The following is a 14973-nucleotide window of genomic DNA, read 5'->3' as shown; positions in this document are numbered from 1 at the left end:
AGGATCGCCGGATGAGCGCGGCTGCGGGACGACCGGACGCCGTCGTCATCGGGGCGGGGCCGAACGGCCTGGCCGCCGCCCTGCGCCTGTCGGCCGCGGGCCTGCGGGTCCAGGTGGTGGACGCCGGCGAGCGCGCCGGCGGTGGGATGCGCACCGAGGAGCTCATGCGCCCCGGCTACCACCACGACGTCTGCTCGACCGTGCAGCCCCTGGCCGTCGCGGCGCCGTTCTTCCGGGAGTTCGACCTCGAGAGCCGCGGTGTGCGCTTCGTGCACCCGGAGGTCAACTTCGCCCACCCGCTGGACGGCGGGGGAGCGGCGCTGTCGTTCCGGTCGCTGGAGGAGACCGCGGCCGGCCTGGGTGCCGACGGTGATGCGTACCGCCGGCTGTTCGAACCGCTGGTGGAGCACGGCACCGACATCGTCGACTTCTTCCTGACCAGCCGGCTGCGATCGCTGCCCACGAAGAGCGTCGCCCAGGTCGTGAAGTTCGGCCTGACCGGCCTGCCCAACGTGCGCTGGCTGTCGCACCGCTACTTCGACACCGATGAGGGGCGGGCGCTGGTCGCGGGCGCCGGGGCGCACGGGATGCTCGACCTCACCCAGCCGCTGACCTCCGCGCTCGGCATGCTGCTGGCGATGCTGTCCCACCACGTCGGGTGGCCGGTGATCGAGGGCGGGTCGCAGAAGCTGGCCGACGCGATGGTCACCGCGCTCGAGGAGCAGGGCGGTGAGGTGGTCACCGGCCACCGGGTGACCGACCTGCGGGAGTTCGAGGGCGTGCCCGCCGTGCTGCTGGACACCGCGCCCGAGGACTTCGTCACGATGGCGGGGGACCGGCTCAACCAGGGCTACCGCCGCTGGGTGGAGCGGTACCGGCACGGGGCCGGCGTCTTCAAGATCGATTGGATCGTCTCCGAACCCGTGCCGTGGGCGAATCCCGACGTGCGGCGCGCGGGGACGATCCACGTCGCGGGGAACCTCGACGAGACGATCGCGGGCGAGCGGGCCCCGAACGAGGGCCGGATCACCGACCGGCCGTACGTCCTCGCGGTGCAGCCCACGGTGCCCGATCCCACCCGCGCGCCCGAGGGTGGGCACATCTTCTGGGCCTACGTGCACGTGCCGCACGGCTCCGACGTCGACATGACCGAGGCCATCGAGAACCAGATCGAGCGCTTCGCGCCCGGCTTCCGCGACACCGTGCTGGAGCGGTGCACGAAGACCGCCGTCCAGATGGAGCAGTGGAACCCCAGCTACCTGGGCGGGGACATCTCGAACGGCCAGACCACGCTGTGGCAGATGCTGGCCCGGCCCGTGCCCCGGTGGAACACCTACAAGACACCGGTCACGGGTGTGTACCTGGCGTCGGCGGCCACCCCGCCCGGGCCTGCGGTGCACGGTGCCTGCGGCGACAACGCCGCCCGCGTCGCGCTGCGGGAAGTCTTCGGCGTCCGGGACATCCCGCCGCTGCGCCCCGCCGCCTCCTGATCCGTCGACCGCGCCTGGGCCGATCGTCGCCGTTATGCGCACGAGCGCGGTTATCGCAGCCGGATAACCGCGTTCATACGTGACAGCCGTCAGCCGCGCGGATGCGCATGGTGGCGGTTATGAGGCGCTGATAACCGCCGCCGTGCGCAGATCGGCGGCACCAGGCGGAAATCGGGGCCGGTAGCGTTCCGCGCATGGTCCGACCGCTGGGGCTGCCCTTCGACCCGATCGAGCGGGCCGGGGAGACGTGGGAGCAGCGCTTCGGTCCGGCCTCGGCCATGCGTGCGGCGACGTCGGTCTTCCGGGTGCAGCAGATCCTGCTCGCCCGCTTCGACGAGGTGCTCAAGCCGCACGGCCTGACGTTCGCCCGCTACGAGGTGCTCGTGCTGCTCACCTTCAGCCGACGGGGAGAGCTGCCGCTGAAGGTCGTCGGCAGCCGGCTGATGGTCCACCCGACCAGCGTCACCAACGCCATCGACCGGCTGGTCGCCGCCGGCTACGTGGACCGTCGGCCGAACCCGGCCGACGGGCGCGGCGTCCTGGCGGCGATCACCGAGCGGGGGCGGACGGTGGTGGAGGAGGCGACGAGGGCGCTGACCGCGCTGGACTTCGGTCTCGCCGAGCTCTCCCGAGCCGAGCGGGAGCAGCTGTTCGGCATCCTGCGGGCCGTGCGGCTGGGCGCCGGCGACGTCCACCAGGGGGACGGCGATCCTGTGGGGTGACGGTCGACACACGATAGTTGGACGTCCTAGCATCTGTGCATGACCCAGGACGCCCGGCAGCGGTGGCAGCAGCGGTACGACTCGGCGCTGGCCGCGGGGCGGGTCCGGGACGCCGACTTCACCACGCTCTCCGGTGACGAGGTGCAGCCGGTCTACGGCCCGGCCGACGAGAGCGCCGTCGAGAACTTCGAGCGCATCGGCTATCCGGGCGAGTTCCCCTTCACCCGAGGGCTGCACGCCACGGGCTACCGCGGACGGCCGTGGACGATCCGCCAGTTCGCCGGCTTCGGCAACGCCCGGCAGACCAACGAGCGCTACAGGATGATCCTCGCGGAGGGCGGCGGTGGCCTGTCCGTCGCGTTCGACATGCCCACCCTCATGGGGCGCGACTCCGACGACCCGCGCAGCCTCGGCGAGGTCGGGCACTGCGGGGTCGCGATCGACACCGCCGCCGACATGGACGTCCTGTTCGACGGCATCGACCTGGCCGGCACGACGACGTCGATGACGATCAGCGGCCCCGCCGTCCCGGTGTTCTGCATGTACCTGGTGGCCGCTGAAAGACAAGGTGCGGCAGTCGAGTCGCTCAACGGCACGCTGCAGACCGACATCTTCAAGGAGTACATCGCGCAGAAGGAGTGGCTCTTCGCCCCCGAGCCGCACCTGCGCCTGATCGGCGATCTCATGGAGTACTGCGCCGAGAACATCCCGGCCTACAAGCCGATCAGCGTCTCGGGCTACCACATCCGCGAGGCCGGCTCGACCGCTGCGCAGGAGCTGGCCTACACGCTGGCGGACGGCTTCGCCTACGTGGAGCTCGGCCTCTCCCGCGGCCTGGACATCGAGACGTTCGCCCCCGGGTTGTCCTTCTTCTTCGACGCGCACATCGACTTCTTCGAGGAGATCGCCAAGTTCCGCGCCGCGCGTCGCATCTGGGCCCGCTGGCTGCGCGACGTCTACGGGGCGACGACGGAGAAGGCCCAGCAGCTGCGGTTCCACACCCAGACGGCCGGCGTCTCGCTGACCGCCCAGCAGCCGGACAACAACATCGTCCGGACGACGATCGAAGCGATGGCGGCGGTCATGGGCGGCACCCAGTCGCTGCACACCAACGCCCTCGACGAGGTGCTCGCGCTGCCCAGCGCCAAGGCGGCGCAGATCGCCCTGCGCACCCAGCAGGTCATCGCCGAGGAGACCGGCGTGATGAACGTGGCCGATCCCCTCGGCGGTTCCTGGTACGTCGAGGCGTTGACCGACGAGATGGAACGCCAGGCCGAGGCGATCTTCGCTCGCATCACGGGCATGGGCAGCGACGGCACCATGACGTCGGGCATCCTCCGGGGCATCGAGGACGGCTGGTTCACCGGCGACATCGCCGAGGCGGCGTTCGTCTACCAGCGGGCGCTGGAGAAGGGTGACAAGAAGGTCGTCGGCGTGAACACCCTGACCGGCTCGGTCGACGCCGACGACAAGCTGGAGATCCTGCGGGTCAGCCACGAGGTGGAGAGGGACCAGAAAGCCGAGCTGGCGGGCCGCCGGCAGCACCGGGACGACGCCGCCGCGCGGGCCGCCGTGGCACGCATGGTCGAGGTCGGCCGGACGGAGCAGAACATGATCCCGGCCATGCTGGACGCGGTCCGGGCCGAGGCCACGCTCGGTGAGATCTGCGACGCCCTGCGCGCGGAGTGGGGCGGCTACACCGAGCCCGCGAGATTTTGAGCGGGCCTCGTCGCGGGGCCCGGAGGGTCCCCGGCGAGGAGCCGCGGAGACGCGGCAGGCAGTAGGGGACGGCACTCCCGTCGCGGTACGGCGAGCGAGCCGCCCTGCGGGGGTCGTGCCGCACGGCGGGGCCGGAGGTTCCCCGGGCGGTGCGGCAGAAGGGCTCCACGCCGGTCCGGGAAGGCGCCTGGCAGCGGTCGGAGCCCGGAGGGCGACAATGGACATATGACTCGACCCGGACATCCTGACCCGCGCACGCAGGCCCAGCAGGCCCAGATGGCGGCCGCGATGGCCGGCGCGGTGGACCTCGCCGCCGTCAAGGCGCGCTCCGAGGCCGCCGCGCGCGCCCAGGCGGCCCCACCGCCGAGCGCCGATGCCCCGGCGGGGACACCGGGTGGCGCCGTGGTCGACGTCACCGAAGCCACGTTCCAGGCCGAGGTGCTCGACCGCTCCTTCCAGGTGCCCGTGGTGCTGGACCTGTGGGCGGAGTGGTGCGGGCCGTGCAAGCAGCTGTCCCCGGTCCTGGAGGCGCTGGCCGTCGAGGGCGGCGGCTCGTGGGTCCTCGCGAAGGTCGATGTGGAGGCCAACCCGGCGCTGGCCCAGGGGCTGCGCGTGCAAGGCATCCCCGCGGTGAAGGCCGTGTGGCAGGGGCAGTTGGTCGCCGAGTTCACCGGCGCCATCCCGGAGGAGCAGGCGCGGCAGTTCGTCACGGAGCTGGTGCAGGCCACCACCGGGGGCGCGATCCCCGGGGCCGCCGCGCCCGAGGAAGCCGACGACCCCCGCCTGGACGCGGCCGAGGCCGCGCTGGAGCGCGGTGACCTCGCCGCTGCGGAGTCGGCCTACCAGGCAATCCTCGCCGAGGAGCCCGACCACCCCGACGCGGCGCTGGCGCTGCGTCAGGTGCAGTTGTTCCGGCGCGCCGAGGAGGCCGGTCCCGACGCGCTGGCCGCCGCCGAAGCCGCACCGGACGACGTCGCCGCGCAGACCCGCGCGGCCGACTACCTGCTGGGCACCGGTGACGTCGACGCCGCGTTCGACCGGCTGCTGGACGTGGTGCGGCGCACCGCGGGTGAGGACCGCGACCAGGCACGCAAGCACCTGGTCGAGCTGTTCGCCGTCGTGGGTGACCAGGACCCCCGGGTCAACCAGGCCCGCCGGCAGCTCACCGCCGCGCTGTTCTGAGCCAGGGGTCCTTGCTCAGAGGCCGAGGTCGCACGCCTCGCCGCCGTCGAGGAAGCCGGCGCGGAAAGCGCCCACCAGCTGGAAGCCGGAGATGTCGACGTTCGGGAACACCCGGTCGTCGACCCCGTACTGCAGCAGGAACTGGACGGCCTCGTCGAGGTCCCCGGGGCTGATCTCGGCCTCGAGCAGGTCGCCGAACGCGTCGGTGTACCACTGCGCCTCGTACCAGCCGGTGAGGCAGACGGCCGACCGGGTGGCCGCGCTGTCGTCGACCGAGAGGCCGGCCTGGTCGCGCACCGCCAGGGCATAGGGGAGGGCCATGGCGGTGGCCAGCGCGAAGTCGCCGATCTCGTCGTACGCCGGGACGGCGAGGTCGCTCTCGTCGATGTAGACGGTGCCGTCGTCGGCGCAGTAGCCCAGGTCGCGGCCGTCGAGCCCGTCGCAGTCGGGGGCGTCGCCCTGGAAGCCCTCGATCCCGGGCGCATCGAACTCGGCGCCGAGAGCCGCGGGGAACACCTCGCCCCAGAACGCGGGCAGCGTGGTGCCCACCCAGTCGACGATGTCCTCGAACCCGGCGTTGCCTTGGTCGAGGTCGCCGGGGGTGAACTCCGCGGCGGTGAACAGCCGGTCCGCGCCGAACGCGTCGCGGCAGGTGGCCAGGCCGGTGTCGAATCCGTCGTAGAAGGCCGAGACACGGTCGAAGTACGACCCGTGCGCCTCCACGTCGTCGGGGTCGCTCCCGACGTCGTCGCGGAGCAGGAGGAAGCCCCGGATCACGTCGTCGAGCTCGGGCTCCCGCAGCGTCAGGTGGTCGGACCGGCCGTCGGCGACCCAGCGGGTCCACGCGCCGGCCAGGCAGTCGGCCTGCGTCTCGTCCTGGATGCTGCGTCCCGACGCGGCGAAACCGAAGCGCCCCTGCATGGCGTGGCCGTACTCGTGCGCCATGACCACCGGCACCAGGAAGCGACCGTAGTCGGCGGCGAGCTCCTGCAGCATCGAGCGGTCGTAGGCGATGACGTCACAGACGGCGTCGTAGAAGGCGTTGCCGGCCACGTACTCCGGAGCGGTGTACGAACCCTCGCAGCCGATGCCGGTCTCCGGGTACGCGCTCTCGTCCAGGTTCACGGAGTCCACCGAGAAGTAGCCGCCCTGGAGCGGGGTGTACTGCTCCCCGAAGAACTCCGGATAGGCCTGCGACCAGAAGGCGTCGAGGTCGGCGAGCGCGTTGCGGGCGAACTGGTCGATGGGTTCCTCGCTCACCCCGGTGATCGGGAACTCCTCGGCCGGGACGTCGACCGGCTCACCCGGGCCCGGGGACGCCTGCCCGCGGACCGATGGGGAGGCGCAGCCGGTGAGCAGCACGCCGGCGAGGGCCACGCAGCCCGCACGGAGCAGCAGCTGTCTCATCCGGAGGTCCTCCACGTGCGCGCGGCCGCCCGTGCGGCCGGACGGGCGCCGAACAGCATGCCCGCTACGCCGTGGCCCCGGCCATCTCCGACGCGCCGCGGGGCGGCGCGCCGGAGAGGCGGTCAGCCCTCGTGCAGGAACCAGACCGTGCCCAGCGGAGGAGCGGAGATGGTCGCCGAGTACGGCTGGCCGTGCCAGGGCTCGGCCACTGCCTCGACACCGCCGTAGTTGCCGACGCCGGACCCGCCGTAGCCCTCCGCGTCGCTGTTGAGCACCTCGCGCCACTGGCCGGGGCGGGGCAGGCCGATCCGGTACTCGTGGTACGGGGAGCCGGAGAAGTTGACCACGCAGGCCAGCGCGGACCCCTGCGCGGCGGCCGACTCGCCGTCGGATTCGTCGTCGGCGTCGTTGCCGGATTCGTCATCGGGGTTGTTGCCGGGGCCGTCGCCGGGCTCCTCGGCCGCACCGAAGCGCAGGAACGACAGCACGTTGCCCGATGCGTCGTTGGCATCGATCCACTGGAAGCCGGCGGGGTCGACGTCCTGCGACCAGAGCGCGTCGATCTCCTTGTACCGGCCGTTGAGATCGGTGACCAGCTGGAGCATGCCGCGGTGGGCGGGGTCGTCGAGGTGCCACCAGTCCAGCGAGCGGCTCTCGGCCCACTCGGAGTCCTGCGCGAACTCCGACCCCATGAACAGCAGCTGCTTGCCCGGGTGGGCCCACATGTACGAGAGGTAGGCGCGCAGGTTGGCCAGCTGCTGCCACCGGTCACCCGGCATCTTCCGCAGCATCGAGCCCTTGCCGTACACGACCTCGTCGTGGCTGATCGGCAGGACGTAGTTCTCGCTGTACGCGTAGTGCATCGAGAACGTGAGCTGGCCGTGGTGGTAGCTGCGGTAGACCGGCTCCCGCTCGACGTAGGCGAGCGAGTCGTGCATCCAGCCCATGTTCCACTTGAAGCCGAAGCCCAACCCGCCCAGGTGCGTCGGCCGGGTGACCCCCGGCCAGGCGGTGGACTCCTCGGCGATGGTCACCACGCCGGGCACCTCGCGGTAGACGGTGGCGTTGAACTCCTGCAGGAAGGCGACCGCCTCCAGGTTCTCCCGCCCGCCGTATTTGTTGGGCAGCCACTCGGTGCGCGAGTAGTCGAGGTACAGCATCGAGGCCACGGCGTCGACGCGGACGCCGTCGACGTGGAACTCCTTGCACCAGAACAGCGCGTTCGCGACCAGGAAGTTCCGGACCTCGGAGCGGCCGAAGTCGAAGACGTACGTGCCCCAGTCCTGCTGCTCGCCCCGGCGCGGATCACCGTGCTCGTAGAGCGGCGTGCCGTCGAAGCGGGCCAGCGCCCACTCGTCCTTGGGGAAGTGGGCGGGCACCCAGTCGACGATGACGCCGATCCCGGCCTGGTGGGCGCGGTCGATCAGGTAGCGGAGGTCGTCGGGGCTGCCGAAGCGGGACGTGGGCGCGTAGTAGGAGGTGACCTGGTAGCCCCAGGAGCCGCCGAAAGGGTGCTCGGCCAGCGGCATGAACTCGAGGTGGGTGAAACCGGCCGAGACGACGTAGTCGACCAGCTCGTCGGCGAGCTCGCGGTAGGACAGGCCCTGCCGCCACGAGCCGGCGTGGACCTCGTAGACGCTCATCGGGCGGGCGTGCCAGCCGGCCTCGGCCCGCTTCGCCAGCCACTCGTCGTCGCTCCACTCGTAGGTGGACTCGGTGACGACCGAGGCGTTCAGCGGCGGGACCTCGGTGGCGAAGGCCAGCGGGTCGGACTTCTCCCGCCACGTGCCGTCGGCGCCGAGGACGTGGTAGCGGTACCGGCTACCGACCTGGGCGCCGGGGATGAAGATCTCCCAGACGCCGGAGGACCCCAGGTGCCGCATCGGGTAGGCGCGGGCCTCCCAGTAGTCGAAGTCGCCGGTCACCTTGACGCCGCGGGCGCTGGGCGCCCAGACGGCGAAGGAGACGCCCTCGACCGTGCCGCGGGGCGTCTCGTAGCGCCGGACGTGCGCGCCCAGCACTTCCCAGAGCCGTTCGTGCCGGCCCTCGCGGATCAGGTGCTCGTCCATCGGACCGAGCGTCGGCAGCCAGCGGAACGGGTCGTCGACGGTGTGGGTGGTGGTGGCGTCACCGTCGCCGTAGACGACCTCGATGCGGTAGTCACCGGGCTGGCGGGGAAGGGTCGCCTCGTAGATCCCGCCGTCGTGCAACCGGGTGGCGTCGTAGCGGGTGCCGTCCTCGTCCAGGACGGCGACGGCGACGGCGTCGGGGCGCAGCGTCCGCACCACCCAGTCCGTGCCGGTCCGGTGCGCGCCGAGCACCGCGTGCGGGTCGCGGGACCAGCCCTCGACGATCGCGCGCAGGTACTCCTCGGTGAGCTGCCGGATCTCCGCCACCGTGGTGGTGCCACCGGCCGGCCCGTCGGTGTCCGCGCCGGCCGCCACGCCGGGCGACGGGGCGTCGGCCGGGACCGGTTCGACGGGGGCAGCGGGCTGGGCGGAGCCGGCGTCCCGGGGCGGCTCGCTGCCGGCGCCTTCGCCGGGCGCCTGGGGGGTGCTCGGCTCGGCCGGGTCGGGGCTGGGCGCCTCCGGCTGCTCGGCGGGCGCGCCGCTGGGCGACCCGGGCTCGGCGATCGGCGCCGGGGCCACCACCGGGTTGGCGGTGATCTCGGTGTCCTCGCTGCCGGGCTCGGGCGTGGCCTCGGTCGCCGTCGGCGCGGCCGCCACCTTCTTCGCCGTCGTCCGCTTGGCCGCGGTGGCCTTCGTGTCGGCGGCGGCCGCCCCCTTGGCCGGGGCCGTCTTCTTCGCGGCCGCGGTCTTCCTGGGCGGCTTGTCGGCGGCGTCTCCCGCAGCCGTGGCCGGTGCCTTCTTCGCGGTGGCGCGCTTCGTCGTCTTCTTCGCCGGTTCGGCGTTCACCACGGGGCCGCCGGCGGCCGCCTCGGCCTCGGCCACCTTCCGATCCACGGCGCGCTGCAGATCGTCCTTGCCGGCCACGGGCTTCTCGCCTCGGTCGTCGGTCGTCATCGTCTCGCCGTCCTCGTCCGTTCTCGGTGCTCTGGTCCGTCGGTTCGGTGCCTCAGTCGCGGCCGGCGAGCCGGGCGATCGACTGCAGCGGGATCATCAGCCAGTGCGGGCGGTTCCTCGCCTCGTAGACGCATTCGTAAACCGCCTTGTCCGCCTCGAACGCCCGGAGGAGTGGTGAATCGCCGCACGGGTCGAGGCCACTGGCCCCGGAGTAGCCGGCGCAGTAGGCGGCACGGTTGCGGGCCGCCCACTCCTGGGCGCGGTACTCGCGCTGTGGGTCCTCCGGCTGCTCCACGAGCAGGTGCCGGGCGGCGTAGTCGAAGCTGCGCAGCATCCCGGCCACGTCGCGCAGCGGACTGTCGAGCTCCCGGCGGGACGCCAGCGGCCTGGCGGGCTCGCCCTCGAAGTCGAGGATGATCCAGCCGGTCACGGTGCGCAGCACCTGGCCGAGGTGGAGGTCGCCGTGCACCCGCTGGCGGACCACCCGCTCGTCGGTACCGGCGACGGCGGCGTACACGTCCCGGAGGACGTCGGCGTACTCCGCCAGCTGGGGCACGACCTCGATCGCCGCGTCCAGCCGCTCCGACATCTGCCGTGAGACGGTGGTGAACCACTCCGCCGCGGCGTCCTCCGTGGGCAGGACCTCCGCCATGTCGGCGTGCACGGATGCCGTGGCCGCACCCAGCCGCTCGCTGTCGGCCGCGAAGTCGCCGCCCACCTCATCGGCGTGCAGGTCCCCCTCGGCGTAGAGGTCCCGGACGCTCGCGGTGGCCAGCCGCCAGCCGTCACTGGCGTTGGGCACGAACGTCTGGAGCATGGCCACCGTGGCGGGCTCCGCCCCCGACGGGTCGTCGATCTCCACGTGCCCCAGCAGGGAGGCGATGTGCGGGTTGTCCGCCCGGTGCAGCGCGCCGTGGATCTCCACGTCCGGGTTCAGCCCGGGCTCCAGCCGCCGGAACAGCTTGAAGATCGCCTCCTGGCCGTAGACCAGGGACGTGTTGCTCTGCTCGGTGGAGACGATGTCGCCGGGCAGCCCCTCGGGGATGTCGCCGTCGCCGGCGGGGGAGAAGTGCATCGGGCCGACCGACGATCCCTGGGCCAGGTGGATCAGCCAGGGCGCGGTGGCCTCGCGATCCCGCATCGCGTCGTAGGCGAACGTCTCGTTCCCCTCGTTCGCGACCGCGCCGATGAACGCCGTCTCCAGTTCGTCGGCCTGCTGGTCCCGCCAGGACAACGGCACCAGGTAGGTCTCGCGGGCACCGTCGGTGTACTCGATCTGCACCCGGTGGACCGATAGCACGGGGTTCCCGCGGTCGAGGAAGAAGCCCTCCTCGGTCACGCCGGCCCACTCCCGGCCCTTGCCGCCGAACCACCGCTGCTGCGGGATCCACTCGCGGAACAGCTCTGTCAGTGCGCTCATCGGGGGCCTCCGGACTCGTCGGACGGGGTCTCGTCAGCGGCGCTGACCACCCCGGCGGCCAGCAGGGAGTCGGCGACGGCGCTGGAGGTGGCGTTGGCCCAGTCCTCGTGCTCGTCGGGGGCCGGCTCGGTCGGCTTGGAGAGCTCGAACCAGTAGAAGCCGTGCCCGGCGAGGGTCAGCATGTACGGCAGGACGCCGATCTGCGGGAACTCCACCCGGCCGGTGAGCTCGACCGGGGTGTAGCCCTCGAACCGCCGTAGGTCCAGCTCGACCGGCTGCGGGAACCGCGACAGGTTGTTCACGCACAGCACCACGTCGTCGCCGAACTCGCGGACGAACGACAGCACCGTGGGGTTGCGCGACCCGATCTCGGCGAAGCTGCCCAGGCCGAACGTGGGGTGCTGGCCGCGGACCTGGATCATCCGGCGCAGCCACTGCAGCAACGAGTTGGTGTTGCGCAGCTGCGACTCCACGTTGGTGACCTGGTAGCCGTAGACCGGGTCCTGGTTGAGCGGCAGGTACATGCGCTGGGGGTCCGCGGTCGAGAAGCCGCCGTTGCGGTCGGGGGTCCACTGCATCGGGGTGCGGACGCCGTCGCGGTCACCGAGCCAGATGTTGTCGCCCATCCCGATCTCGTCGCCGTAGTAGAGGACCGGCGACCCGGGCAGCGACAGCAGCAGCGCGTTGAACAGCTCGAGGGTGTTCACGTCGTTGTCCAGCAGCGGGGCCAGCCGCCGGCGGATGCCGATGTTGGCCTTCATGCGGGGATCCTTGGCGTATTCGTCCCACATGTAGTCGCGTTCCTCGTCGGTGACCATCTCGAGGGTCAGCTCGTCGTGGTTGCGGAGGAAGACGCCCCAGGTGCAGTTGTCGGGGATGGCCGGCGTCTGGGCCATGATCTCCGAGATCGGGAAGCGCTGCTCCCGGCGGACGGCCATGAACAGGCGCGGCATGACCGGGAAGTGGAAGGCCATCTGGCACTCGTCGCCGTTCTCGCCGAAGTACTCGACGACGTCGGCCGGCCACTGGTTGGCCTCGCAGAGCAGGACCGTGTCGGGGTAGTCGGCGTCGACCACCTTGCGCACGTGCTTGAGGAACTCGTGGGTCTTCGGCAGGTTCTCGCAGTTGGTGCCCTCCTCCTCGAAGAGGTAGGGGACGGCGTCGAGCCGGAAGCCGTCGATGCCCAGGTCCAGCCAGAAGCGCAGGGCGTCGATGATCGCCTCCTGCACCTTCGGGTTCTCGAAGTTGAGGTCCGGCTGGTGGGAGAAGAAGCGGTGCCAGAAGTACTGCTTGCGGACCGGGTCGAAGCTCCAGTTCGAGCTCTCGGTGTCGACGAAGATGATCCGCGCGTCGGCGTAGCCGGTGTCGTCGTCGGCCCATACGTAGAAGTCACCGTAATCGCCGTCCGGATCACTGCGGCTGGCCTGGAACCAGGGGTGCTGGTCCGAGGTGTGGTTCATGACGAAGTCGATGATCACGCGCATCCCCCGGGCGTGGGCCTCGTCGAGGAACTCGTGGAAGTCCTCGATGTTGCCGAACTCCGGCAGGACGGCGGTGTAGTCGCTGACGTCGTAGCCGCCGTCACGCAGGGGCGAGGCGAAGAACGGCGGCAGCCACAGGCAGTCGACACCCAGCCACTGGAGGTAGTCCAGCTTGTCGATCATGCCGCGCAGGTCGCCGACGCCGTCGGCGTTGCTGTCCGAGAAGCCGCGGACCAGGACCTCGTAGAAGACCGCGCGCTTGTACCACTCGGGATCGGTCCCGGGCGGCGGGAGCGGGGAGTGGTTGCCTCGGGAGTCGGGGACGGGAACGGTCATCGGGAGTGGGTTCCCTCTCGGTAGAAGGACCCCGTCCTCCCCACCCTTCGCAGGCTCAGGGCGGGACCCGGGACGGGGCCGGGAATCGATTCTCAGGCGATAGGCGGGGGGAACTGCACGGACCGCGGGAAGGTGACCGCGAAGACGTGCGCCGGGTCCCGGTAGGGGTCGAGCTCCACGTAGTTGAACTGGCCCCAGTCGTACCGGGCGCCGCTGAGCTCGTCGGTGACCGCGAAGCGTTCGTGCCAGTCCAGACCGAGGAGAGGCAGGTCCAGCGCCGTCGTCCCGATCTGGGTGTTGTGGCTCGAGAGGTTGACCACGACCAGGACGGCGTCCTGCGACCCGGGGTCGGTCTTGGTGAAGCAGAGCAGGTTCGGGTTGTCGACCTGGTGGAACCGCAGCGTGCGCAGCTGCTGCAGTGCCGGGTGCGCCCGCCGGATCTCGTTGAGCCGCCGCAGGTACGGGGCGAGGCTGCGGCCCGACGTCTCGGCGCCGGCCCAGTCACGGGGACGCAGCGAGTACTTCTCGCTGTCGAGGTACTCCTCGCTGCCCGGCTTCACCGCCACGTGCTCGAACAGCTCGAAGCCGGAGTAGACGCCCCACGTCGGGCTCATCATCGAGGCGAGCGCGGCCCGGATCTTGAACATCGGCGGGCCGCCGAACTGCAGCGACTCGTGCAGGATGTCCGGGGTGTTCACGAAGAAGTTCGGCCGCATGTAGTGGCTGTTCGCGGCCAGTTCCCGGCCGTACTCCTCGAGCTCCTGCCGTTCCGTGCGCCAGGTGAAGTACGTGTAGGACTGCGTGAACCCGAGCCTGGCCAGCTGGTGCATCATCGCCGGCCGGGTGAACGCCTCGGCGAGGAAGAGCACGTCCGGATCGGTCTTCTTGACCTCCCAGATCAGCCAGTGCCAGAAGTTCAGCGGCTTGGTGTGCGGGTTGTCGACGCGGAAGATCCGCACGCCGGCGTCCATCCACACCCGCACGACCCGCAGCACCTCGGCGTAGAGGCCCTCGGGGTCGTTGTCGAAGTTGACCGGGTAGATGTCCTGGTACTTCTTCGGCGGGTTCTCCGCGTAGGCGATCGTGCCGTCCGGCTTGGTGGTGAACCACTCCGGGTGCGCGGCGACCCACGGGTGGTCGGGCGCCGCCTGCAGCGCGAGGTCGAGCGCGACCTCCATGCCGAGATCGCGGGAGCGCTGCACGAACGCGCGGAAGTCGTCCATCGTGCCGAGTTGCGGGTGCACGGCGTCGTGCCCGCCCTCGTCGCTGCCGATGGCCCAGGGTGACCCGACCTCGTCCGGGCCGATGTCGTGCGGGTTGCCGCCGGGGAACTGCGGGGAGTTCGGGCCCTTGCGGTTGACCTTGCCGATCGGGTGGATCGGGGGCAGGTAGACGACGTCGAAACCCATGTCGGCGATCGCGGGCAGCCGGTCGCCGGCGGTGGTGAACGTCCCGTGCGTCGGCGCGCCTCCGACCACCGGCCCCTCCGAGCGCGGGAAGAACTCGTACCAGGAGCCGTAGAGCGCCTCGCGCCGGTCGACCCACACCTCGTACCGCGGCGAGCGGGTGACCAGCTCGCGCACCGGGTGCTCGTACAGGTAGCGCTGGAGACCGGCCGCGAGCGCCGGCGCGATGCGCACGGTGAGCTCCTGGGAGGAGTCGCGCAGGGCCGTGGCTGCCGCGGCGACGCGGTCCCGCCACCCGCCGTCGGCCCCGGCGGCGACCCGGTCCAGCAGCCGGGCGCCCTCCTCCAGGTCGTTGGCGAGCTCGTCCGGCCCCTGACCGGCCTCCACCTTCACCTCGACGGCGTGCTTCCACGTGGCGAGCGGGTCGCTCCACGCCTCGACGCAGAACGACCACCGCCCCTCCCGGTCCGGGACGACGCCGGCGATCCAGCGGTCGGGTTCCGGCGGGAGCTTCGCCATGCGCACGAAGGGTGCGGTCGAGTCGTCCTCACCCGGGGCGGTCCAGACGACGTTCGCCGCGACGGCGTCGTGGCCTTCGCGGAAGACGGTGGCGGTGATCGGCAGGTGTTCCCCGACGACCGCACGGGCCGAGAAGGACCCGCCGGACACGACGGGGGCGACATCGGTGATGCCGAGGCGGAGGTCAGCGCGGCCATTCATCCGGGTCACGCTATCGAGGTGCCGCCCCACCAGCATCTCGGCCGATCATCTGCCCCCGCCGTCTCAC

The 14973-nt window shown here is 71.4% G+C and carries 9 protein-coding genes; 4 read left to right on the top strand and 5 right to left on the bottom strand.

Annotation, left to right across the window (positions count from 1 at the left end; all coding sequences use genetic code 11):
* Positions 1 to 11: 11 nt before the first annotated feature.
* The 4 genes from QOZ86_RS17645 (at position 12) to QOZ86_RS17630 (ending at position 5113) form a co-directional block, all read left to right on the top strand.
* Positions 12 to 1490: a phytoene desaturase family protein gene (locus QOZ86_RS17645; RefSeq protein WP_284493284.1), complete on the top strand. Its 1479-nt coding sequence runs from the start codon at positions 12 to 14 to the stop codon at positions 1488 to 1490.
* 194 nt (positions 1491 to 1684) lie between these two features.
* Positions 1685 to 2212 (top strand): MarR family winged helix-turn-helix transcriptional regulator, encoded by a 528-nt coding sequence (locus QOZ86_RS17640; protein ID WP_284493283.1) that lies wholly within the window; start codon positions 1685 to 1687, stop codon positions 2210 to 2212.
* Positions 2213 to 2251: 39 nt separating this feature from the next.
* Entirely contained in the window at positions 2252 to 3931 is a 1680-nt protein-coding gene (gene icmA, locus QOZ86_RS17635) for a coenzyme B12-dependent isobutyryl-CoA mutase large subunit (protein ID WP_284493282.1), read from the top strand.
* A 225-nt stretch (positions 3932 to 4156) separates the two neighbouring features.
* On the top strand, positions 4157 to 5113 hold the full coding sequence (locus QOZ86_RS17630; RefSeq protein WP_284493281.1) for a tetratricopeptide repeat protein: 957 nt from the start codon (positions 4157 to 4159) through the stop codon (positions 5111 to 5113).
* A gap of 15 nt (positions 5114 to 5128) precedes the next feature.
* Here QOZ86_RS17630 and QOZ86_RS17625 read toward each other — a convergent pair whose 3' ends face one another.
* The 5 genes from QOZ86_RS17625 to QOZ86_RS17605 all read right to left on the bottom strand — a co-directional run bounded on the left by QOZ86_RS17625 (position 5129) and on the right by QOZ86_RS17605 (position 14906).
* A complete protein-coding gene (locus tag QOZ86_RS17625) occupies positions 5129 to 6520 on the bottom strand; it encodes a neutral zinc metallopeptidase (RefSeq protein ID WP_284493280.1) in 1392 nt (463 codons plus the stop codon).
* Positions 6521 to 6642: 122 nt separating this feature from the next.
* Entirely contained in the window at positions 6643 to 9543 is a 2901-nt protein-coding gene (gene glgB / locus QOZ86_RS17620; RefSeq protein ID WP_284493279.1) for a 1,4-alpha-glucan branching protein GlgB, read from the bottom strand.
* 52 nt (positions 9544 to 9595) lie between these two features.
* Entirely contained in the window at positions 9596 to 10963 is a 1368-nt protein-coding gene (locus QOZ86_RS17615) for a maltokinase N-terminal cap-like domain-containing protein (protein ID WP_284493278.1), read from the bottom strand.
* Positions 10960 to 12780 carry a maltose alpha-D-glucosyltransferase gene (gene treS, locus QOZ86_RS17610; protein ID WP_284493277.1) on the bottom strand — a complete coding sequence of 607 codons (1821 nt, stop codon included), beginning with the start codon at positions 12778 to 12780 and terminating at the stop codon, positions 10960 to 10962. The genes QOZ86_RS17615 and treS overlap by 4 nt, the downstream gene beginning before the upstream one ends.
* Positions 12781 to 12872: 92 nt before the next feature.
* Positions 12873 to 14906 (bottom strand): alpha-1,4-glucan--maltose-1-phosphate maltosyltransferase, encoded by a 2034-nt coding sequence (locus tag QOZ86_RS17605; RefSeq protein WP_284493276.1) that lies wholly within the window; start codon positions 14904 to 14906, stop codon positions 12873 to 12875.
* Between the last annotated feature and the right edge of the window lie 67 nt (positions 14907 to 14973).

It is taken from the genome of Blastococcus capsensis, assembly GCF_030165005.1.
Lineage (GTDB): Bacteria > Actinomycetota > Actinomycetes > Mycobacteriales > Geodermatophilaceae > Blastococcus > Blastococcus capsensis.
Note: the sequence above shows the minus strand (reverse complement) of the source record. Positions and strands in the feature narration are given on the sequence as shown.

What these genes read in the sequence shown, in the direction of transcription:
- QOZ86_RS17645 (WP_284493284.1), top strand. Translation starts at nt 12, where the DNA reads ATGAGCGCGGCTGCGGGACGACCGGACGCCGTCGTCATCGGGGCGGGG.
- icmA (WP_284493282.1), top strand. Translation starts at nt 2,252, where the DNA reads ATGACCCAGGACGCCCGGCAGCGGTGGCAGCAGCGGTACGACTCGGCG.
- QOZ86_RS17625 (WP_284493280.1), bottom strand. Translation starts at nt 6,520, where the DNA reads ATGAGACAGCTGCTGCTCCGTGCGGGCTGCGTGGCCCTCGCCGGCGTG.
- QOZ86_RS17615 (WP_284493278.1), bottom strand. Translation starts at nt 10,963, where the DNA reads ATGAGCGCACTGACAGAGCTGTTCCGCGAGTGGATCCCGCAGCAGCGG.
- QOZ86_RS17605 (WP_284493276.1), bottom strand. Translation starts at nt 14,906, where the DNA reads ATGAATGGCCGCGCTGACCTCCGCCTCGGCATCACCGATGTCGCCCCC.
- QOZ86_RS17630 (WP_284493281.1), top strand. Translation starts at nt 4,157, where the DNA reads ATGACTCGACCCGGACATCCTGACCCGCGCACGCAGGCCCAGCAGGCC.
- QOZ86_RS17640 (WP_284493283.1), top strand. Translation starts at nt 1,685, where the DNA reads ATGGTCCGACCGCTGGGGCTGCCCTTCGACCCGATCGAGCGGGCCGGG.
- treS (WP_284493277.1), bottom strand. Translation starts at nt 12,780, where the DNA reads ATGACCGTTCCCGTCCCCGACTCCCGAGGCAACCACTCCCCGCTCCCG.
- glgB (WP_284493279.1), bottom strand. Translation starts at nt 9,543, where the DNA reads ATGACGACCGACGACCGAGGCGAGAAGCCCGTGGCCGGCAAGGACGAT.